The organism is Streptomyces sp. Xyl84 (assembly GCF_059731885.1).
Map to the genome: position 1 here is coordinate 4,768,844 of NZ_AP029182.1, position 20,833 is coordinate 4,789,676.

Below are 20,833 nucleotides of genomic sequence, written 5' to 3' on the forward strand. Positions count from 1 at the left end.
CTCACTCACCTCCGCGGTCTCGAAGGGACACCGCCGGGTCGGCCCGGCGCAGGGTCAGCACCGCCGTGACGACGAGCGGCGCGGCGGCGACGGCGGCCAGCAGCAGCGCCACCTGGCCCACCGGCAGTTCGACCAGCACCGCCGGTACCGGTTTCGTGGCCTGCCCGGTCAGCACGATCAGCGGGATCACGGCCCGGGTCAGCACCGCGCCCAGCGCCACGCCGACCACCAGGCCCAGGGCCACCAGCACGCCCTGTTCGGCGGCGAGCATCCGGGCGAGCTGGCGGCGCGGGGCGCCCAGGGCGCGCAGCACGGCGAACTCGGCGTCCCTCTCGCGCAGCGCCCCGGCCGCGCTGACCGCGAAGCCGAGCGCGGCCAGCGCCGCCGCCACGGCCGCGGCCGCGGTGAACGCGGCGGCCGGTCCGGCCCCGAAGGGGTCGTCGCGCAGCCCGTCGGCGATCTCCTCGCGCACCACCACACGCGCCGGGTCGATGTCGGGCAGGGAGCGCAGGTCGGCGGCGACGGCGCTCGCGTACCGCGGGCCGGTGCGCAGCCACCACTCGGTGGGCTCGGCGTTCTCCCCGTAGCGGGTCTGGAGCATCCGGTTGACCGCCCGCAGGTCGACGAGGAGGCCGCCGCCGTCGTGCGCCGCGTCCGGCGAGGCGCTCTGCGCCGCCCCGGCGGTGGTCGGCAGCTCCCGCACCGCGCGCACGATCCGCACCGGGAGGTTGCGGCCGGCGAACGTCACGTCCATGCGCTGGCCCGCGTGGGCGCCGGCGGCGGTCAGGAAGCGGTCGGTGGCCACGGCCGCGATCTCCTCCTGCGCGGGCTGGGTGACCTGGAGCCGTACGGTGACGGCCGAGCCCACCGCCCAGATGTCCTGGTGCGGCACGTAGCCGGTGCCGTAGGTGACCGTCAGCGGGCGGCCGGCGGCCACCTCGGCGGCGCCCGGGGTGTTCCTGCCGTCGGGGAGGGGGTCCGAGCCGCCGGAGGTCACCGCGGTCCAGGCGGTGGGCAGGGTCAGCTTCGTCGCCGTCCCGCCGCTGCCGACGGCCTCGGCGGCCCCGACGGTCAGGCGGTGCCGCGCGGCCCGGTCGACGGGCTGGGGCACGCTCAGGTCGAGACCGGTGAGCGTCAGGGGCCCTGCCGCGGGCGGCAGGTCCACGTCGAGGGGGCGGGCGCGGCCGTCGGCGGGCAGCGAGGGCAGCGCCTTGCGGTACGGGACGCCGTAGCGGTCCTCCAGGGTGACCGCCAGGTCCACCGTGGCGGCCGGGTGCCCGGCCGGGGAACTGCGCACGGCCGTCGTCAGCCGCAGCCGGGCCGTGCCCGCGGGCAGCTTCACCCCCGCCGCCGCCCCGTGGGGGGCGAGTCCCTTCAGCAGCGGACCCACCGGCTGGGAGGACAGGTCGTGGCGCATCAGCACGGTGCCCGCCGCGCCGGCGGTGTCCAGCGCGAGCACGGTCCCGGTCCGGTCGGCGGACATCGGCAGCGAGGCGCGCACGGCGGGGGCCGCGGAGTCGACGTGCGGGACGGACGCGTACTGCTCGCTGCGGCCCAGGCCCCCCTCCCCGGCGTCCAGGACGCGCACCGGCGCACCGGCGAGGAAGTCGGCCTGGTCGTCCTGCGAACGGTTCCAGGAGGCGCCCTGCCCGATCGCCAGCATGCCCAGCGCGATGGCCAGCACCAGCAGCAGCACCGGACCGGCACCGCGCGTCGGGCGGCGGCTGAACTGCCAGCCCGCCAGCGCCGCCGGCAGCCCGCGCCCGCCGGCCGCCCGGCGCTCGGCGAGCCGGGCCACCGGCGGCAGCAGCCGCAGCGTCAGCACGGTCCCGGCCAGCAGGGCGAGCGCGGGCGCGGTGACGAGCAGCGGGTCGATGCCGAGGCCGCCCGTACCGCTGTCGCCGACCGCGCCGGAGGACTGACGGTTCAGCTGCCAGTACGCCACCGCGGCCACCGCCAGCAGACCCACGTCCGCGCCGGCCCGCAGCGGCGCGGGCAGCGCGCGGGCCCGCCGGCCGGGCGCGAGGGACGAGGTCAGGGCGGGCAGCGTCACCGCCAGCGCACAGCCCAGCGCCACCCCGGCCGCCACCAGCCACACCCCGGGCCCGCCCGTCACCGGGACGTCCGGGTGCAGCCCGATCCGGGCCAGGGCACCGCGCCCGGCCAGCAGCCGGGTCAGCGGACCGGCCAGCAGGGGCGCGCACACCACGGCCGGCAGCGCGAGCAGCAGCGCCTCCGTGGCGGCCAGGCCCGCCAGCCGGGCCCGGGAACCGCCGCGGGCCCGCAGCAGCCGGGTCTCGCCGGCGCGCTCGCTGCTCAGCAGCCGGGCCACCAGCAGCAGCGCGTACCCGGCCAGCAGGGCCAGCTGGAGCGCCGCGATCAAGAGGGTCGAGCGGGCCACCAGCAGGGAGCGGTCGATCCGGTCCAGGACGTCGGGCAGCGAGGTGGTGACGGTCGGCTCGCCGCCGGCCGCGCTTGTCCTCTTCAGGGCGGCCGCGCCCGAGCGGACGGCGTCGCGCAGCGCGCCGGTCCGGCCGGTGGTCAGCGTGGAGAAGTCCGCCGAGGCCTGCCACGCGGTCTGCCCCGCGCTCACCCGGCCCCCGGCGAGGACACCGGCGTCGGCGAGGAGCGGGCCGTACGTCGTGAAGTCGACCTTGCGGATGCCGCGCCCGCCCAGGTCGTCCAGCTGCCAGTACGGCGCGTCGGCCGAGGCGGGCCGGTACAGGCCGGTGATCCGCACGCGGGCCGTGTGGTCACCGAGCCGGTCGTCGAGGGTCAGCCGGGCGCCGGGCTTCAGGCCCAGGCGCCGCGCCGCCGCCTGCGGCAGCGCGGCCTCCAGGTCGCCGCCGGCCGTGGTGCGCGGCAGGCGCCCGGAGACGAGCCGCACCTGGGCGGCGTCGAGGGCGGCGAAGTACGTCAGGTCCGGGTCGCCGGAGCGGGCGGCGGGCGCCTGGAGCGAACGCGGGAGGGCGTAGGGGCCGGACCGGGCCAGGGACCGCACGGTCACCGGCAGTCCGTCGAAGGCGCCGCGGGCGCCCTCGCGTACGGCCGCGCCGGCGGCGGCGCGGGACTCCGGCGGTACGTCGGCCTTGACGACCAGGGTGGCAGCGGCCGCGTTGCGCGGGTCCCGCAACGAGTGGCGCAGCGAGGCGTCCCCGATCGCGCCGGAGTAGGCGGTGAGCGTCGCCAGCACCGCCGTGGTCAGCAGGACCGAGAGCACGGCGGCGGCCAGGAGCAGCCGGTGCGCGCGCGCCCGCGACAGGACGAATCCCGTGAATCCCCCCACCCGGCTCCCCCAGAAGTTGTCCAGACCTGCGGGTGATGCTGTCAGAGGAGACGGGACTCGGGTAAGCGCTTGTGAACCTAGCTTGATCGGATTGTGACCGGAATACGGCGATGAACGACCGGAATGCGGGACTCCGTGCGGTCGGTCCGCCCGGCGGTGGTGGGTGCACCGGACGGAAGGGAACGGATCGGCCGGAGCCCCCCGCGGGAGGGGAACGGGCCGGCCGGCGGTCCGTACGGGGAGCGGCGCCGGCCCGCGTCGCGTCCGCTCAGTCCGGGGTGTTGACCATCGAGGCCGCCGCGTACGTCAGGTAGTTCCACAGCGTCCGCTCGTGCTCCTCGGACAGGCCCAGCTCGTCCACGGCGACGCGCATGTGCCGCAGCCACGCGTCGTGCGCCGCGCGGTCCACCGTGAAGGGCGCGTGCCGCATCCGCAGGCGCGGGTGGCCGCGCCGCTCGCTGTACGTCGTCGGGCCGCCCCAGTACTGCATCAGGAACAGCCGCAGCCGCTCCTCGGCGGGACCGAGGTCCTCCTCCGGGTACATCGCCCGCAGCTCGGGATCGTCCGCGACCCCCTCGTAGAAACGGTGGACGAGCCGGCGGAAGGTCTCCTCCCCACCGACCTGCTCGTAGAAGGTCTGCTCCTGAAGCGTGCCGCGCCGAATCTCATTCACCCGTTCATCGTCTCAGACGGCCGGACGGAGGACCGCGGACTCAGGACCGGGACCGAGGACGGGGACCGGGGGCCGTGGGCCGCGAGGAGCCCTTCGGTCCGTCGCGGACGCTCGCCCCGCGGTGGATCGGGCCGCACAGTGGAGCCATGGGCGCGCACGCCGTCGACACCGACGACAGGGACTGGGCCGGCCTCGCCGCTACGGCGCGGGCCGCGCTGGTGCGGGAGATCGAGGAGAGCGGGGCCTGGGCCCGCGACCCCGTGTGGCGGGAGGCGTTCGAAGAGGTGCCGCGGCACCTCTTCGTGCCGTACTACTACGTCACCGGCCCCCGCGGCTACGAACGGCGGTGGGGCGAGAGCCCGGACGCCGCGGAACGGGAGCGGTGGCTGCGGGGCGCCTACGCCGACGTACCGCTGGCCACGCGGCTGCGCGACGGGGAACTGGTCTCCTCCAGCAGCCAGCCCTCGCTGATGGCGCAGATGCTGGCCGAACTGCGGGTGAGCGACGGCGACCGGGTCCTGGAGATCGGCGCCGGCACCGGCTACAACGCGGCCCTGCTCGCCCACCGGCTCGGGGACGACGGCCTCGTCACCACCGTCGACCTGGAACCGGAGATCACCGAGTCGGCGCGGTGCCACCTGGCCGCCGCCGGCCACCACCCGGTCGTGGTCACCGGCGACGGGGCCCGCGGGGTCCCCGAACGCGCCCCCTTCGACCGGATCATCGCCACCTGCGCGCTGCCCACCGTCCCGCCCGCCTGGCTCGCCCAGTGCGCCCCCGGCGCCCGGATCCTGCTCCCGATCGCCACCGGCCTGGCCGCGCTGACCGTGCGCGACGCCACGCACGCCGAAGGACCGTTCCTCGGCACGCCCGCCTACTTCGTACCGCTGCGCGGCGGCGGGAGCGGACCGGACGCACCGCTCCCACCGCTGGAGGGCGTGCCCGCCCGGGCCCGCGAGGACGAGCTGTTCCGTTTCCTGCTGGCCCTGGTCCGCGGGCGCACCGGTGCCCGCGAGGCCTACGACCTGTGGGAGCGCGCCGGACGGCCGCCGCGGGAGCGCTACGGGGTCACGGTGAGCGGCGCGCGCGCCTGGGCGTGGCTGGACCACCCGCAGGGGCCGCACACCTGGCCCCTGCCGGGTTGATCCGTACGCACACCGGTCAGCCGCGCCGCACGGTGATCGTCGTCCACGCGCCGACGTGCACCCGGTCGCCGTCCTGCAGCGGCACCGGCACGAAGGGCTGGATCGGCTCCTCGGAGCCGTTGACCGTGGTGCCGTTCGTCGAGTTCTGGTCGACGACCGCCCAGTTGCCGTCGGGCTGCTGGACGAGCACCGCGTGCTGGTGCGAGACGCCCGGGTCCTCCGGCGGCACCGACAGGTCGATGTCCGGGGTGTCACCCGTGGAGTGCCGGCGGCGGCCGATGGTGATCTGGTTGCCGGTGAGCGTGCGCTGCTGCTCCGGCGAGTACGCGGGCAGGTTCAGCCCCGCGGCCTCGGGGCCCGAGCGGTGCATCATCGCCATGAAGTACTCGCGGTCCGGACCGATCGTCGCCGTCCAGGTGGCGGGCTGCTGCGGCTGGGGCGGCTGCTGCGGCTGGGACTGCTGCGGGAAGCCGGGGCCGGGCGGCGGGGCCTGGGTGGCGCCGGGCTGCGGGTAGCCGTAACCGCCGGCGGGACCGCCGCCCTGGCCGGGCGGGGCCTGCCGGGCGCCGGGCTGCGGGTAGCCGTAGCCCCCGCCGGGACCGCCGGCCGGGCTGCCGGGACCTGCCGGGCCGCCCTGTCCGGTGGACGACGGCGGGGAGATCACCCAGTCGTCCTCGCCACCGCCGAAGGACGGCCCCCCGGGCTGCGGTCTGTTCGTCTCCTGCGGGAACGGGGGCGGCGCGGGCGGGCCGGGGCGGTGGAAGGCCTGCGGGGCACCGCCGGGGCCGCCGGGGCCCGTGGGCCCGTTGGGCGCGCCGGGGCCGCCGGGACCGGCGGGCGGGGTCGGGCCGGGGGGCGGCGGGACCGGTCGTGAGGGGTCGCCGCCGAAGCCCGAGGGGCCGCCGGGTGCTCCGGGCGGCGGTCCGGCCGGCCGGGGAGCGCCGCCGAAGCCCGAAGGACCGGCGGCGCCGGGGCCGCCGGGACCTGCCGGACGGCCCGTGGGGTCGGCGCCGAAGGGCGGACCCGGCGGGATGGGCTCGGCCGGCCGGTTCACCTGGGAGGGCCGGGAGCCCTGGTAGCCGAAGGCGTCACCGCCACTGCCGTAGGAAGGGGCGGGCGCCTGCGGGAAGCGCGGTCCGGTACCGCCGCCGGGGCCACCGGGAGCACCGGGGCCGGCCGGACCGGCGGGACCCGCACCGGGGCCGCCGGCCGGGCCGGGACCCGGCGCCGGCGGGCGCGGGGCGGCCGGGGTGTACGAGGTGGCGGTGTTCGTCAGGAAGTTCCACCGGCACTCCTCGCAGAACGGCGCACCGCCCTCACGGGGCGTGCGGCACTGCGGGCAGAGTTCCGGCTGGGAACCGGGGCCCCCGGCCTGGTACGGGAACCCGCCGGCCGCTCCAGGACCGCCGGGGCCGGTGGGGGCTCCGGGGTGGCCGGGGCCTCCCGGACCACCCGGGCCCGGGGCGGGCGGGAAGCCGTAGCCGCCGACCGGGGGCGGCGGCGGAGGAGGTGGTGGTGGTACGGCACCGGCCATGCGGTGACCGCAGACCTCGCACCAGTCGTCGGAACCCGACTGGTGTCCGTTCGGGCAGGTCGGCATGTCGGCGCTTCCCCCTCTCCTGTTCCGGCCGCGTCGACCGGATTTCTCCCACCCCGAGGGGCCGGGCTCGCTGTCTGGCAGATCACTTCTTTACACGAACAGTCTTTGTGGACCGGGTCTCGAGAGTCATCTCGTCGGCCTCCTCGACCTTCGCCTTCAGTCGCACAGTACCCGTCGCGGCGTCGACCACGTCCACCACCTTGGCGAGCAGCTTCGCCGTACCGGCGTTGCCCGAGGCGTTCGCGAGCTGAACCGCGCGCCCCAGTTTGGTGGTTGCTCCATCGGAATCACCCGCTTTGCGAAGGTCGAGCCCCTCTTGGATGACCTGTGCCAGTTCGGCCTGGCCGGTGTAGTGGGCGACCTGCGGACTGATCGCGGTGGAGGCCGCCAGGTCGTCGGTCCACACGGCCCTCACGAGCCCCTGGGCCCCGAGGTTCTCGGTGCTCCCGTCCGGTTGCGGCACCACCAGGGAGACCCGTGCCGCCAGCATCTCCTGGCCGATGTCCGCGCCGGGGACCTCGACGCAGAGGTGGTAGTCGCGGGACTCGTCGCCCCAGGACCCGGTCGGGTAGTCCCCTGCGCGCGGCCCGGCTTCGCTGCGCCGGCCGGTCAACTCCTCGACCGTCGGCGCGACTTGCTTGACGAAGCGGATGCCGGCGCCCACCGGTGTCCACACCCGCAGGGCGACGTCGGCGACCTCCTTGCCCATCGCCGTCTCCATCATCCCGGTGAAGTCGGCGGCCAGGCCCGCCGGATCGGCGACGATGTCGGCGGTGCCGAGCAGCGCGGAGGCGATCCCTGTGACTTCTTTCACTTCCCAGTCGGTGCCCACGCCACGGGCGTCACAGGTGAAGCGCCCGGCGCACGCGTCGAGCGTCGCGGCGAGGTCGTCGGGCGACTCGTGCTCGTTGCGGCCGTCGGTGAGCAGGATGCCGTGCCGGATGGCGACGTCCTGCGAGGCGAGCAGCCGGCCGGCGAGCCGCAGCCAGGTGCCGATGGCGGTGCCGCCGCCCGCGCCGAGCTTGCGCAGCGCCGTCCTGGCCTGCTCGCGGGTGGTGGCGTCGGCGACGGCGAGCCGGCCGCCGCCGGGGTAGACCTCCGTGGCCACGTGCGTCCCGGCGACCACCGCGAACCGCACGCCGTCGCGCAGGGTGGCGATCGCGGCGGCCGTGGCCTGACGGGCGTGGTGCATCTTGGCCGGCGGGTAGTCCATCGAACCCGAGCAGTCGACCATGACGACCACCGCCGCGGACGGCCCCGCGCCCGACGCGTACAGGTGCGGGGCGGTGACCGGGCTCCCCAGGGTGCCGCCGCCGGTCGCCGTCACCGTGACGATGGCGTTGACCTCCCGGCCGCCCTGGGGCAGGTACTCGTTCTGGTACACGTCCACCGAGAAGCGCGGCACGCTGGACTTCGAGAAATTGGCCATGTCTTCCCAGATCCCCCTCTGGGCCCCGCGAGCGGGGCTGACGACTGTACGGCTCTGCCGGGCCGGCCCCCCTGCCGCCCCCTCCGGCCCTGCGGTCCTCCGGCCCGGTGCGGCCGTCGGGACTCCCCGGGACTCCGGCTCTTCCGTTCACCGGCTGCCGGTCCTTCGCCCCTTGACCCTCGGGCCCTTGACCCTTGGGCCCTTGACCCTTGGGCCCTTGACCCTCGGGCCCGCCCGTGCGGAGGCACCGGACCGGGCGCGCCCCGTCGCGCGGTCCGGTCGGTCCCGTGTCTCAGCTCGATCCTGCCCCCTGCGGCGGCGCCGGGAACGGCACGAGCGCCACTGTTACGTTGTCGTGGCCCCCGCCGTCGAGCGCGTGGCCGACCAGGACCCGGGCGCCGTGCAGCGGGCGCACGGCCGCGTCCAGGGGCAGCACCTCGGCCATCTCCTGGGCCGTCTCGGCGTAGTTCCACAGGCCGTCCGTGCAGACCACGACCACGCCGGCCCGGTCCGGCTTGAACGAGGCGGTGTGCGGCTCCAGTTCGTAGGCGTCCGCGCCGAGCCAGCCGGTGATCGCGTGGGCGCGCTCGTCGGCGTACGCCTGTGCCTCGCTCATCAGGCCCGCGGCGACCATCTGCGCGGCCCACGAGTCGTCCTCGGTGAGCCGGGCCGGCGGTGCCGTGCGGTCCACCGGCACCCAGTAGACGCGGCTGTCGCCGACCCAGCCGACGATCAGCAGCCCGGCGGTGACCACCGCGCCGACGAGCGTGCAGGCGGGGGAGTTCTGCTGGGGGGCGTGCTCGCGGGCGCCCGCCGGCTCCTCGGCGAGCGCGTCGACCGCCCGCGCGGCGGCGACGATGGCGTCGTGCATGGCCCGCTGCGGGTGCGTGCCCTGCGGCAGGGCGGCCAGCAGGCTGTCGATCGCCGCCCGGGACGCGGCGAGGGAGGCCTCGTCTGGACGGGTCGCGGAGGACACGCCGTCGCAGACGACGGCCACCGACGCGGCCGAGCCGTCGGGCAGGACCGCGTTGCCGACCGCGAAGGCGTCCTCGTTGCGGTGGTGGCGCCGGCCCCGGTCGCTGACCGCGGCGACCGGACCCGACTCCCGCTCCATGTGGTCGCGTTCCCGGGGCTGGGCGTGCCCGCAGTTCTCGCAGTACCCGTCGCTGTCGACCCGTCCCGCCCGGCAGGCCACGCAGACGGCGGCGGCCCCTGCGGGTGCGGCGCTCCCGCCTGGCACGGAGACCTCGCCGGGCCCCCCGGCGACCGCCGCCGGGCCACCGTACGCGACCGCACCACCGGCCGCGGCGCCCCCGGCGCCCTCAGCACCGGGCACGTCCGCCGCACCGGTCACGCCGTCCGCACCGGCCGAGTCCTCGCCGGCGGCGGCCGATCGCGGGTCCGGGGCCTGCAGCGGGTACTCCTCGGGCTCCGCCGCCGGACCGGGCCCCGCGCCCGGGGCCGGTGGCGCCGGTTCCGGTTGCCGGCCCTGCGCGGGCAGCGGCGCGCCGCCCGGTCCGGTGCCCGCGACGTCCGCGGGGCGTTGCCCGCGCGCGGCTCCGGGACCGTCCGGCTGGGGGGCGAGCGGCCATGCGCCGCCCCCCGCAGCGCTCTCGGCCGGTGCGGAGGGGCGCGGCACGGCGCCGCCGTTCATCTGGACCGTCGGCGTGTCGTGCGCGGGCGCGACGGCCACGGACAGGTCGTATCCGCAGGCGCCGCAGAAACGGTCACCCGACTCAAGCGGCTCCGCGCAGCTCGGGCAGTTCGACAAGGCGGCCTGCTGGGGCATCTGCGACATCAACTACACCCATGTCCGGGGGCGGTAACGGTTGGCACGTTCCACCAGGTCGATCCTCTCCTCGCCGCCGGGCGCCAGCCGGGCCAGCGTGCGGTACGTACGCTCCAGGCCGAAGCGGAGTCCCCGCTCGTCCAGGTCGCTGCCGAGCAGCACCCGCCGCGAGGACGGGTCGGTGGCCCGGCCCCCGGAGAGTACCCAGTCCAGCGCGCAGCCGAGTACCTCCGCCGACAGCAGCTCGCGCCGCGCCGGGTCCAGACCGTACGCCCGCAGCGCCTCCACCTGCCCGGCGGCGGCCGTCAGATCCTCCAGGAACGGCGTGTCGGAGGCGAGCGCCGAACGGTGGCGCAGCCGCGCACGGACCGCCGCCACCCGGGCCGCCGTGTAGTGGATGGAGGCCTCCGGGACCGACTCCAGGGTCCGCACCGCCGCCCGGCGGTCGCCGCCGGCGAGCTGGACCCGGGCCAGCCCGAAGGCCGCGCTGACGTGGCTGGGGTCGGTCGCCCAGACCAGCCGGTAGTACTCGGCCGCGTTGTCGAGCTGGCCGAGGACCTCCGCGCACAGGCCGAGCGCCAGCTTCGGCGCGATCTCGCCCGGGAAGGCGTCGTAGATCGCGTCGAAGGCGAGCGCCGCCTCCTCGTGGTCGGCGGTGACCAGGGACGCCAGGCCCCGGTACCAGACGACCCGCCAGTCGTCGGGGTGCTGCTCCTCCAGCGCGCGCAGCACCCGCAGGGCGGTCGCCGTCTCGCCGGTCTCCAGCCGGGCGCGGACCTCGCGCAGCCGGGTCTCGGCCGACCGGGCGGGCGCGGCGGCCAGGGCGTGGATCAGCTCGGCGGGCGCGGAGGCCAGCAGGCCCGCCAGGAAACCCGCGTCGGGGTCGGCGGGGTCGACGTGCGGGACGGGCAGGGCGAGCGCCGCCGCCGGCGCACCGGCCGGCTTGACGGGCACCGGCACGGCGGCCGGGGCGCCGGCGGGTGCGGCAGGGACGTGCGCGGGCACGGGCGCCGGGCCGGGAGCGCCGACGGCGGCGAGGGCTGCGGCCGGGCCGGGAGGCGCGGTGCCGGGTGCGGGCGCCGAAGCGGCGGCCGGGGCCCCGCGGCCGCGCCGGGCCCGCGTCCCCAGCCGGGACACGTCCCCCTCCAGCGGCGGGAACAACTCCGTGTCCGTGACCTTGGTCTCGGGACCGAAGAGCGTGGACAGCGCCGGACGCGCCCGGCCCGTCTGCAGCGACACCACCTCCCGCAGCACACCTGTCAACTGCTCGGCCATCTCCTGCGCGGAGGCGAACCTGCGGTCCGGATCGGGGTCGGTGGCGCGCACCAGCAGCCGGTAGAAGGACTCGTAGCGGCGGAACACCTCGACGGTGTCCGGGTCGGGCAGGCAGTCCACGAAGACGTTCGTGTAGCCCTGGAAGTCGAAGGTGAGCACGGCGAGCGTACGGCCCACCGTGTACAGGTCGCTGGCCACCGACGGGCCGGTCTCGGCGACCTCGGGCGCCTGGTAGCCGACCGTGCCGTAGATGGCCGACTCCTCGTCGTCCGTGCGGCGCACCGCGCCCATGTCGATCAGCTTCAGCTCGTCCTCGGTCTGGATCGCGTTGTCGACCTTGAAGTCGCAGTACAGCAGGTTGCGGCTGTGCAGGTGGGCGAGCGCCTCCAGGGCCTCGATGCCGTACGCGCACGCCTGCTCCACGGGCAGCGGATCGCGTCTGCCGTCGGCGGTGCGGCGGGCGTTGGCGATCTCCTTGAGCGACTTGCCGCCGACGTACTCCATGACGATGTAGCCGTCGAGGGACCCGGTGCGCTGGTCCAGGTGCTCCACGAAGTTGTAGATCCGCACGATGTTGGCGTGCTCGATCTCCGCGAGGAAGCGCCGCTCGGAGATGGCCGCCGCCATCGCGTCCTGGTCGCCGGTGTCCAGCAGGCCCTTGAGGACCACCCACCGGTCGGACACGGCCCGGTCCACGGCCAGGTAGATCCAGCCCAGACCGCCGTGCGCGAGGCAGCCCACGACCTCGTACTGGCCGTGCACCACGTCCCCGGCCTTCAGCTTGGGCACGAAGGAGTACGGGTGCCCGCACTTGGTGCAGAAGCCCTCCGTACGGCCCGGCCGCTCACCGCGGGCCCGGCCCACCGGCGCCCCGCAGTCCGCACGCGAGCAGAACCGCTTGCGCTCGGGCACCTCGGGGCCGGCCAGCACCATCGACCGCGGGTCGGGGCGCGGCACCTGCGGCACCTGGACGAGACCGGCCCCCAGCCGGTTGCGGCCGGAGGAGTTCGCCGCCGAACCGGAACCGCGCACCGACACCGAGCGGCTGGTGGACCGGCCCGACAGGGAACGCGAGAGCCGCCCGGACACGGAGCGGCGCGACTTCGAGGACTGCGACGACGTGCCCGCGCCGCGGCCACCGCCCGCGCCGGTGCCCGAACTCCCGCTGCCCGCCGACCCCCTGCCGCCACCGGCGACCCCGGTGGGCGCCGAGGCGACCATGCCGGTCGCCGACACCACCGGCGCCAGACCGCACGTGTCGCAGTACAGCTCGCCGCCGCCCACGTCCTCGTACGCGCCGCCGCAGGCCGGCCGCTGGCAGGTCTGCCCCGCCTGGCTCATGACTCCCCCCTGTCCTCGTCGTCGCGCGGGCCGCCCTGGCGGGGCACCCGCGCCGCGGCGAGCAGTTCGGCCGCCGCCCGCTGGTAGCGCAGCACCGCCTGCTCGGCCACCCGCAGGTCGCAGGGCGCGCTCCACAGCATGCGGCGCGCCGCGTCGTACCGCTCGACCAGCAGCGGGTCCTCCGCCAGACCGCTGTGCGCCACCTTCGCCCGGTACGCGTCCAGCCGGCCGCGCAGCTCGGCGCGGACCGCCAGCGGCGCGGTCACCGCCGTCAACGACTCGCGAGCCCGCAGCAGTTCGTCCTCCGCCTTCTGCTCCAGTGCCTCCAGGAGCGGCGACAGGCGGTGCCACTGGGCCTGCCTGCGGTACTCGGCGGCCGTAGCCAACTGCTCCTGCAGCGCGGTCGGCGGGCCGCTGACCACCGGCACCTCGGTGGCGGCGATCTTCGCCAGCACCTCACCGCGCGCGGTGCGTGCCTCGGCGAGCGTGCGGTCCGCGCGCGAGAGCACGTCCCGCAGCCGGATCAGCCGCTGCTCGGCGTCCTGCCGCACCCCGAGCACGGCGTCGATCTCCCGGCGCACCTCCTCCAGCGCGCGTGCCTCCCGGTCGTACACCGTGGTGTCCGGCCGGCCGCCGCCCGGCGCCGAACTGCCCTGCGCGGGCACCCAGTGGGCGAGCGGGTCGCTGATCACCTGCTCGCGCAGGGCGGTGAGGGTGCGGGTGATGTGTTCCAGGTCGTCGCCCGCCGGGTGTTCGCCGGGGCGGACGCCGACCGAGTGCGCCAGGCGGCGGGTGCGCTGCAGTTCGGCGGCGAGCAGATCGATCCGGGCGGGCAGCGCCGACCACACGGCGTCGGCGGCGACCACCGTGTCCAGGCTGCTCGCGTACAGCTCGTTCATCCGGTCCACCAGCGCGGCCAGCGAGAAGCTGTGGCTGAGCCGGCCCGGACCCGCCGGGCCCTGCGCGTTCGCCGCGGCGGTGGCCGAGCCGGGGACCGTGACGGACTCGCCGCGCAGCAGCTCGGTCAGTTCCACCAGGTCCTCGCGACTGGACCAGCGGCGCCGGGAGCGGATCTCCCGTGCGGTGCGCAGCGCTGCCGTGTAGGCGTCGAAGTACGCCCACAGCAGCGTGATCGACGCCTCCGCCGCCGCCCAGCGCTCCTGGGTGACGCCGGTGAGCCGGGCGCCTTCGAGGAGTCTGCGGCCCGCGTGGTCCTGCAGGGCGAGGAGGGAGGTCTCGATCGCCTCGTGCTCCGCGCCGAGCCGCGCCAGCGCACGGTCCACCTCGTCCCGGTCCAGCACCGGCCCGGCGGGGTCCGCGCCGCCCATCGATCACCTCTCGCTGCTCTTCGTGTTCCGTCGGTCGTACGCCGTCCGGTGGCGTCCCCGGTCATCGCCCGTGCGGGCGCCGGGTGCCGGTCACCGGTGGCCGGCCGTCGGCGGAGTCGCCGACTCCGAATCCTTACCCAGCGTGCGGGACAGCCAGTGGTCGTACGCCTGCTTCCAGCCCCCGTCCTTGCGGTAGTCCTCCAGTATCCGGTTGACCTGACGTACCAGATCGTCGGCGCCCCGCTTCATCGCCACGCCGTAGTACTCCTTGGTGAAGGTGGGGCCCTTCAGCTCCACCGCCGGGTCCTGCGCGGCCTGGCTGGCGGCGAGGGCGCCGTCGGTCACCACCGCGTCCACCTCGCCGAGTTGCAGCCGCACCAGGCAGTCCAGCTGGTTGGGCACGGTGGTGGAGATGTCGGTGGAGGCGGGCAGGGTGCCGTTCTCCTTGTCGGCGGCCAGGTGGTCGTAGGCCGTCGAACCGGTCGCGGAGCAGACCTTCTTCCCGGCGAGCGACTTGTCGTAGCCGGTGACCGGGGACGTGCGCGGCGCGAGGACCTGCTGCCCGGTCAGGAAGTACGGGGCGGAGAACGCCACCTTCTCCAGACGCTTGCAGGTGATGGTCATGGTGCGGACCACCATGTCGACCCGGCCGGAGTCGACCGCGTGCTCGCGCTCGTTGGTGGGGATGGCCCGGAACGTGATCTTCCCCGCGTCGCCGAGGAGTTCCCTGGCGATGCGGCGGGCCAGGGCGATGTCGAAGCCGTCCAGGTCGTCGGAGGCGTCGTTCGGGTTGCGGTAGCCCCAGCCGTAGCTGTTCTGGTCGACGCCGACCACGAGGGTGCCGCGCTTCCTGATCGCGCTGACGGCGGGGCCGTCGGTGTCCGCGGGCGGCAGGCTGAGGTTCTGGGCGTCGCCGTCCACGCAGTCCCCGGCCCTGGCCTGCACGCCCTGGGCGGTCCGCGCGGCGCCGGCGGCCCGGGGGGTGCGGCGGCCGTGCGTCTGGGTGCTGGGCAGCACCAGGGCGAACGCCAGCGCCAGGACGCAGACGACGGCCATCGCGCCGACCCCGCCCCAGCCCTCGAGACCGGACCGCAGTTGCCGCACTCGCATCCGCACGCCTCCTTCCACCCCTGTCCCGCCCTCTCTCACCGGTACTCCGACAGCCGCCGCCCGATGCCCAGCAGAGCACCGGCGGCGCCGAGCAGGGCGAGCACCGCGGAGCCGGCCGGCAGGTAGCTCATCGCGTCCAGCCCGTCCTTGGCGGCGCTCTCGAACTCCTGTGTCTCGTGGGCGAGCGCCGTCGCGAGGGAGGCGTCGACGTCGTCGAAGCACTCGCCCGTCGCCTGCGCCGTCGCGCCCGTGCCGATGACCCGGTCGCGGGCGGCCCGGTAGTCCCCGGCGTCGTCCGCCTTGCGGGCCAGCGCGTGGCGGGACCTCCAGACCTTCACCGACTCGCTCGCCGCCCGCACCGGATCGCGGCCCGCCGGCTCGTCGGCGAGCGACTCCGCCCGCGCCAGGGTCCTGGCGAGGTCGCCGATCTCCTGGTCGTACTTCCAGTCGTAGGCGTCCATGACCGTGCCGTCCGGCAGGGTCCGGGTCTCCGCGCCGCGGCTGACCAGGGTGAGGTTCTCGTCGCCGCGGGCCTTGAGGGAGGCGATCCGGGCGTCGTGCAGCACGTTGAGCGACTCCACGCCGTGCCGGGAGTCGTCGAGGCCCGCGCGGGCGACGCCGTGGCCGACGACCAGCCACAGCAGGACGACGGCGGTCGCCGCCGCGGCGGCCACCAGGCCCTGGTTCAGCACCCGGTTGGTCCGCCGGTAGTCGCGGTGCTGGGCCCAGCCGAGGGCGGCCAGGGCGAGCACCCCGAGGGCGATGGCCGCCCACGGGTAGGGGGTCGCGTCACCGTAGTCCGCGCTGCGCTGCCTGTTCTCCGTGCGGTACAGCGTCTCGGCGGCCGGGAGCATCCGGTCCTGCATCGTGGTGTTGGCGGCCCGCAGGTAGGCGCCGCCGACCGGGAAGCCCTGGCGGTTGTTGGCGCGGGCCGACTCGACCAGGCCCTTGTAGCGCGGCAGCAGCTCGTTGAGGTCGCCGATGGTCTTCGCGGAGGGTGAGCCGGGTGCGGAGTTGGCGGCGGCGGTGACCAGGCCCTGGGCGGCGGTGCGGATGTCCGCCTCGTAGCGCTCGCGGGTGGCGCGCGTCTCCTGGATACCCGCCAGGTACCCGCTGCTCGCCATGGTGTTGGCGTCGGCGAGGGAGCGGAAGATCGCGGCGGCCTCGGAGCTGAGGGGCTGGCTGTGGTGCAGCACGTCGTCGGCGGCCGACTGCCGGCTGGTGCTCTGCCAGGCGGCGACGGCGCCGAACGCGACGACCAGCAGCGCCAGCAGCGCGCCGATCAGACGCAGCCGGCCGGGCTCGGTGACGGCGGCGGCGCGCAGCCGGTCGACGCCCTCGGCGAACGCCGTGCGGCGCGGCGGCGCGGGGACCGGAGCCGCCGGCGCGTTCGGCCGGACGGGTGCGGAGGGCTGCGGCGGCACGGCGGGCAGCACGGGCGCGCCGGGGCCCGGTGGCGCCGCGCTGCTGTTCGGCGAGTGTGTCACTGCTGACCCCCCGTGGTCATCGGTCGCCGCAAGTATCCCTTCCCGGACCGGCATCCGCACCGGCCTTCACTGGATCTTGATCCGATCGCGGCGGGGTCGCCCGGCCGCGCCCACGACGAACGCCCCGCACCACCCCCTGCCCATGAATACGCGGCCCGGGCCGGTCCGGTTCCCGCGCGCGGCGGCCGTGACCCGCCCGGGCCGGGCGCGGCACGCGTGACGGGCAGGACCCCTCGTGGTGTCCTGCCCGTCCCACGCGCCGCGCGTACGCGGTCCGTTCGGCCTTCTGGGCGCGCTCAGCGTTCGAAGTACGCCCGTACCCTTTCCTGGACCTCTGCCGGTGCCCCCACGTGGTCCAGGCCCAGCAGGGCCGCGCCGAGCACCGGGCGGGCCGTGACCACCTGCGGGACGGCCTTCGGAGCGCGGGCGGCCAGGCGTTCGCGCAGGGCCGCGTCGAGCTGCGGGTGGCGGGCGGCCAGGACGCTGCCGCCCAGGAGCACGGGCGTCTCCTCCCCGAGGAGGTCGAGACGGGTCAGCGCGACCGCCGCCATGGCCACGACCTCGTCCGCCAGGCGTTCCACGATCGAGCGGGCGATCGGGTCGCCCCCGGCGGCCGTCGCGAACAGGACGGGTGTCAGTTCGTGACGGCGGTCCTGGTCGACGTGGTCGAGGTGCAACGCCTCGATCAGGGCGTACATGGACGTGAGCCCGAAGTGGCCGGGCAGCGTGCGGGCCAGCGCGGTCGGCTCGCCGCGGCCGTCCTCCGCGCGCGCGGCGAACCACAGCGCCTCCTCCGCCAGGCCCCACCCGCCGCCCCAGTCGCCGGAGATGCGGCCTATCGCCGGGAAGCGGGCCGTACGGCCGTCCGGGCGCATGCCGACGCAGTTGATGCCCGCGCCGCAGACCACCGCCACTCCGCGCGGCTCGGCCACGCCCGCGCGCAGGACGGCGAACGTGTCGTTGCGGACCTCCACCGTCGTGCCCCACGCGCGCGCGTGCAGGGCCGACGCGAGCTGTTCCTCCTCCACGGGCAGGTCGGCGTTGGCCAGACAGGCCGAGACGTGCGCGACCGAGGTGACGCCGGCCTCGGCGAAGGCGCGTCCGACGGCGTCCGCGAGGACGTCCACCGCCGTCCGGACGCCCACGGCCGGCGGCCGGAACCCGCCGCCGCGGGCCGTGGCGAGGACGTTCCCGTCGGCCGCCACGACCGCGACGTCGGTCTTGCTGTTGCCCGCGTCGATGGCGAGGACGCTTGCGGTCAGGCCCACGCGAGGTGCTCCCGGTTGTGTGCGATCAGCTGGTCGGTGAGGGTTTCGGCGTAGGCGTACTGGCCGATCAGGGGGTGGGCGAGGAGCGCGCGGAAGACGCGGTCCCGGCCGCCGTGCAGCGCCGCCCGCAGGGCCAGCTCCTCGTACGCCGTCACGTTCGCCACCAGACCCGCGTACAGCGGGTCCACGGGGGCCACGGGCAGCGGGGTGGCGCCCTTGGGGCCGACCGCCGCCTGCACCTCGATGACGGCGTCGTCGGGCAGGAACGGCAGCGTGCCCCGGTTGCGGGTGTTGACGACCTGGTACGGGCTGCCGCCGCCGCCCAGCAGCGCGGCGGCCAGGTCCACGGCCGCCTCCGAGTAGTAGGCGCCGCCGCGCTTGGCGAGCAGGGCCGGCTTCTCGTCCAGCGCCGGGTCGCCGTACATCGCGAGCAGTTCGCGCTCCATGGCGGCCACCTCGGCGGCCCGGGACGGCTTGGTGCGCAGCTCGTCGACGACCTGGTCGTGCGCGTAGTAGTAGCGCAGGTAGTAGGACGGGACGACGCCGAGGCGGTCCAGGACCTGGCGGGGCAGGCGCAGGTCGGCGGCGACGGCGTCGCCGTGCTCGGCCAGCAGCCGGGGGAGCACGTCCGCGCCCTCGGGGCCGCCCAGGCGCACCCCGGTCTCCCAGGTGAGGTGGTTCAGGCCCACGTGGTCCAGGTGGACGTCGTGGGGCGCCACGTCCAGCAGCGCGGCGAACTTCCGCTGGAAGCCGATCGCCACGTTGCACAGGCCGACGGCGCGGTGCCCGGCCTCCAGCAGGGCGCGGGTGACGATGCCGACCGGGTTGGTGAAGTCGATGATCCAGGCGTCGGGGTTGGCGCGCCGTACGCGCTCGGCGATGTCCAGGACGACCGGGACCGTGCGCAGCGCCTTGGCGAGGCCGCCGGCGCCGGTCGTCTCCTGGCCGACGCAGCCGCACTCCAGCGGCCAGGTCTCGTCCTGCTGCCGGGCGGCCTGCCCGCCGACGCGCAGCTGGAGCAGGACGGCGTCGGCGCCCTCCACGCCCGCGTCCAGGTCGGAGGTGGTGACGATCCGGCCGGGGTGGTCCTGCTTGGCGAAGATGCGGCGGGCCAGGCCGCCCACCAGCTCCAGGCGGTCGGCCGCGGGGTCGACCAGGACCAGTTCCTCGACCGGCAGGGTGTCCCTGAGCCGGGCGAATCCGTCGATGAGTTCGGGGGTGTAGGTCGAACCGCCGCCGACCACGGTGAGTTTCATGTGTGTCAACCCTTTACTCCGGTGAGCGTGACGCCCTCGACGAACGCCTTCTGGGCGAAGAAGAACACGAGGATCACGGGGGCCATGACCAGCACGGTGGCGGCCATGGTGAGGTTCCAGTCGGTGTGGCGGGCGCCCTTGAAGGACTCCAGGCCGTAGGACAGGGTCCAGGCGGCCGGGTTCTCCGAGGCGTAGATCTGCGGGCCGAAGTAGTCGTTCCAGGCGTAGAAGAACTGGAAGAGGGCGACGGCCGCGATGCCCGGCCTGGCCATCGGCAGCACCACCCGCACCAGGGTGCGCAGGTCGCCGCAGCCGTCGACCTTCGCCGCGTCCAGGTACTCGTTCGGGATGGTCATGAGGAACTGCCGCAGCAGGAAGATGGAGAACGCGTCGCCGAACGCCATCGGGATGATCAGCGGCCACAGCGTGCCGGACAGGTCCAGCTGCTTCGCCCAGAACAGGTACATCGGGATGATGACCACCTGCGGGGGCAGCATCATCATCGAGATCACCAGCATGAGCGACAGGTTGCGGCCCCGGAAGCGGAACTTGGCCAGCGCGTAGGCCACCGGGATCGAGGACACGACGGTGAGGACGGTGCCCAGGCCGGCGTACAGGAGCGTGTTCTTCCACCAGGTGAGGAAGCCCGGGGTGTCGAAGACCTTCTGGTAGTTGCCCCACTCCCAGGTGTGCGGGATCAGGTCGCGGCTGAGTGCCTGGCTGTCGCTCATCAGCGAGGTCAGGAACACGAACACGAAGGGCAGCACGAAGAAGAGGGCGGTGGCCACGCCGAGCGCGTGGACGGCGATCCACTCCAGGAGCGCCTTGCGGCGGGCGGTGCGTCCGGCCGGGGAGGCGGGGGCCTTCTTCAGGGCGGCCGGGTGGTCCAGGACCTGCGTCATCGTCAGTCACCTGCCTGCATGAGACCGCCGCGGCGCCGCATCAGGAGTGCGGTGAACGCCATGGACAGGACGAACAGCACCAGCGCCACCACACAGGCCGAGCCGTAGTCGAAACGCTGGAAGCCGAGGTTGTACACGAGCTGGGGGAGGGTCAGCGTGGACTTGTCGGGGTAGCCGGGCTCGAACATCGTGCCGGCGCCCTGGATCACGCCCGAGGCGACCTTCCCGGCGATCAGTGGCTGGGTGTAGTACTGCATCGTCTGGATCACGCCCGTGACCACGGCGAACATCACGATCGGCGAGATGTTCGGCAGGGTGACGTAACGGAAGCGCTGCCAGGGTGAGGCGCCGTCCAGCTCGGCGGCCTCGTACTGCTCGGTGGGCACGTCGAGGAGCGCGGCCATGAAGATGACCATCAGGTCGCCGATGCCCCACAGGGCGAGCAGGGTCAGGGCCGGCTTGGACCAGGTGGGGTCGTTGAACCAGCCGGGCGCGGGGATGCCGGTCTTCTCCAGCAGGGAGTTGACCGGGCCGGTGCCGGGGTTGAGCAGGAAGGCGAAGGCCATGGTCGCCGCGACCGGCGGGGCCAGGTAGGGCAGGTAGAACAGGGTGCGGAAGACGCCCGTGGCCGTCTTGATCTTGGTGATCAGCAGGCCCACGCCGAGCCCGAACGCGACCCGCAGGGTGACCATGATCACCACCAGCCACAGGGTGTTGCGCAGGGCCGGCCAGAACAGCGGGTAGTTCTCGAAGACGTACGTCCAGTTCTTCGTGCCGCTGAACGTAGGCGCGTTGAAACCGTCGTAGTGCATGAACGAGAAATAGACGGTGGAGATCAGCGGATACGCGAAGAAGACCGCGAATCCGATCAGCCAGGGCGACATGAACGCGAGGGTCTTCAGTGCCGCGCGGCGGCGTTTGGACGCCAGGGTGAGGGTGGTCAT

The 20,833-nt window shown here is 75.2% G+C and carries 14 protein-coding genes; 1 reads left to right on the forward strand and 13 read right to left on the reverse strand.

Annotation, left to right across the window (positions count from 1 at the left end):
* Window position 1: 1 nt before the first annotated feature.
* On the reverse strand, window positions 2-3,286 hold the full coding sequence (locus AC6I72_RS20740) for an FtsX-like permease family protein (RefSeq protein WP_498002603.1): 3,285 nt from the start codon (window positions 3,284-3,286) through the stop codon (window positions 2-4).
* Between the two features lie 268 nt (window positions 3,287-3,554).
* Window positions 3,555-3,959: a globin gene (locus AC6I72_RS20745; RefSeq protein ID WP_037859758.1), complete on the reverse strand. Its 405-nt coding sequence runs from the start codon at window positions 3,957-3,959 to the stop codon at window positions 3,555-3,557.
* Between the two features lie 146 nt (window positions 3,960-4,105).
* On the opposite strand from AC6I72_RS20745, the gene AC6I72_RS20750 reads away from it, so the two are divergent.
* Window positions 4,106-5,104: a methyltransferase domain-containing protein gene (locus AC6I72_RS20750; protein ID WP_498002604.1), complete on the forward strand. Its 999-nt coding sequence runs from the start codon at window positions 4,106-4,108 to the stop codon at window positions 5,102-5,104.
* Between the two features lie 16 nt (window positions 5,105-5,120).
* Here the strand turns inward: AC6I72_RS20750 and AC6I72_RS20755 are convergent, their stop codons facing one another.
* The 11 genes from AC6I72_RS20755 to AC6I72_RS20805 all read right to left on the reverse strand — a co-directional run bounded on the left by AC6I72_RS20755 (window position 5,121) and on the right by AC6I72_RS20805 (window position 20,833).
* Window positions 5,121-6,704 (reverse strand): FHA domain-containing protein, encoded by a 1,584-nt coding sequence (locus AC6I72_RS20755; protein ID WP_498002606.1) that lies wholly within the window; start codon window positions 6,702-6,704, stop codon window positions 5,121-5,123.
* Window positions 6,705-6,786: 82 nt separating this feature from the next.
* Window positions 6,787-8,133, reverse strand: coding sequence for a vWA domain-containing protein (locus AC6I72_RS20760; RefSeq protein WP_498002607.1), 1,347 nt, complete (start codon window positions 8,131-8,133; stop codon window positions 6,787-6,789).
* Between the two features lie 292 nt (window positions 8,134-8,425).
* Window positions 8,426-9,931 (reverse strand): PP2C family protein-serine/threonine phosphatase, encoded by a 1,506-nt coding sequence (locus tag AC6I72_RS20765; protein ID WP_498002608.1) that lies wholly within the window; start codon window positions 9,929-9,931, stop codon window positions 8,426-8,428.
* Between the two features lie 3 nt (window positions 9,932-9,934).
* Window positions 9,935-12,538 (reverse strand): serine/threonine-protein kinase, encoded by a 2,604-nt coding sequence (locus AC6I72_RS20770; protein ID WP_498002611.1) that lies wholly within the window; start codon window positions 12,536-12,538, stop codon window positions 9,935-9,937.
* Complete coding sequence (locus AC6I72_RS20775; protein WP_498002613.1) at window positions 12,535-13,866, reverse strand: hypothetical protein; 1,332 nt, start codon at window positions 13,864-13,866, stop codon at window positions 12,535-12,537. The genes AC6I72_RS20770 and AC6I72_RS20775 overlap by 4 nt, the downstream gene beginning before the upstream one ends.
* Window positions 13,867-13,956: 90 nt before the next feature.
* Entirely contained in the window at window positions 13,957-14,976 is a 1,020-nt protein-coding gene (locus AC6I72_RS20780) for a glutamate ABC transporter substrate-binding protein (RefSeq protein WP_498002614.1), read from the reverse strand.
* Window positions 14,977-15,011: 35 nt separating this feature from the next.
* Window positions 15,012-16,463 carry a GlnX family signal transduction membrane protein gene (locus AC6I72_RS20785; RefSeq protein ID WP_498002615.1) on the reverse strand — a complete coding sequence of 484 codons (1,452 nt, stop codon included), beginning with the start codon at window positions 16,461-16,463 and terminating at the stop codon, window positions 15,012-15,014.
* Between the two features lie 296 nt (window positions 16,464-16,759).
* On the reverse strand, window positions 16,760-17,731 hold the full coding sequence (locus tag AC6I72_RS20790) for an N-acetylglucosamine kinase (RefSeq protein WP_498002617.1): 972 nt from the start codon (window positions 17,729-17,731) through the stop codon (window positions 16,760-16,762).
* The gene (locus AC6I72_RS20795) at window positions 17,722-18,987 is read right to left on the reverse strand and encodes a 6-phospho-beta-glucosidase (RefSeq protein WP_498002619.1); all 1,266 of its coding nucleotides are present in this window, start codon (window positions 18,985-18,987) and stop codon (window positions 17,722-17,724) included. The genes AC6I72_RS20790 and AC6I72_RS20795 overlap by 10 nt, the downstream gene beginning before the upstream one ends.
* Window positions 18,988-18,992: 5 nt before the next feature.
* Window positions 18,993-19,889, reverse strand: a complete 897-nt coding sequence (locus AC6I72_RS20800; RefSeq protein ID WP_498002620.1) for a carbohydrate ABC transporter permease — start codon at window positions 19,887-19,889, stop codon at window positions 18,993-18,995.
* Window positions 19,890-19,891: 2 nt separating this feature from the next.
* Entirely contained in the window at window positions 19,892-20,833 is a 942-nt protein-coding gene (locus tag AC6I72_RS20805; protein ID WP_498002621.1) for a carbohydrate ABC transporter permease, read from the reverse strand.

What these genes read in the sequence shown, in the direction of transcription:
- AC6I72_RS20750 (WP_498002604.1), top strand. Translation starts at nt 4,106, where the DNA reads ATGGGCGCGCACGCCGTCGACACCGACGACAGGGACTGGGCCGGCCTC.
- AC6I72_RS20755 (WP_498002606.1), bottom strand. Translation starts at nt 6,704, where the DNA reads ATGCCGACCTGCCCGAACGGACACCAGTCGGGTTCCGACGACTGGTGC.
- AC6I72_RS20760 (WP_498002607.1), bottom strand. Translation starts at nt 8,133, where the DNA reads ATGGCCAATTTCTCGAAGTCCAGCGTGCCGCGCTTCTCGGTGGACGTG.
- AC6I72_RS20765 (WP_498002608.1), bottom strand. Translation starts at nt 9,931, where the DNA reads ATGTCGCAGATGCCCCAGCAGGCCGCCTTGTCGAACTGCCCGAGCTGC.
- AC6I72_RS20770 (WP_498002611.1), bottom strand. Translation starts at nt 12,538, where the DNA reads ATGAGCCAGGCGGGGCAGACCTGCCAGCGGCCGGCCTGCGGCGGCGCG.
- AC6I72_RS20775 (WP_498002613.1), bottom strand. Translation starts at nt 13,866, where the DNA reads ATGGGCGGCGCGGACCCCGCCGGGCCGGTGCTGGACCGGGACGAGGTG.
- AC6I72_RS20780 (WP_498002614.1), bottom strand. Translation starts at nt 14,976, where the DNA reads ATGCGAGTGCGGCAACTGCGGTCCGGTCTCGAGGGCTGGGGCGGGGTC.
- AC6I72_RS20795 (WP_498002619.1), bottom strand. Translation starts at nt 18,987, where the DNA reads ATGAAACTCACCGTGGTCGGCGGCGGTTCGACCTACACCCCCGAACTC.
- AC6I72_RS20800 (WP_498002620.1), bottom strand. Translation starts at nt 19,889, where the DNA reads ATGACGCAGGTCCTGGACCACCCGGCCGCCCTGAAGAAGGCCCCCGCC.
- AC6I72_RS20805 (WP_498002621.1), bottom strand. Translation starts at nt 20,833, where the DNA reads ATGACCACCCTCACCCTGGCGTCCAAACGCCGCCGCGCGGCACTGAAG.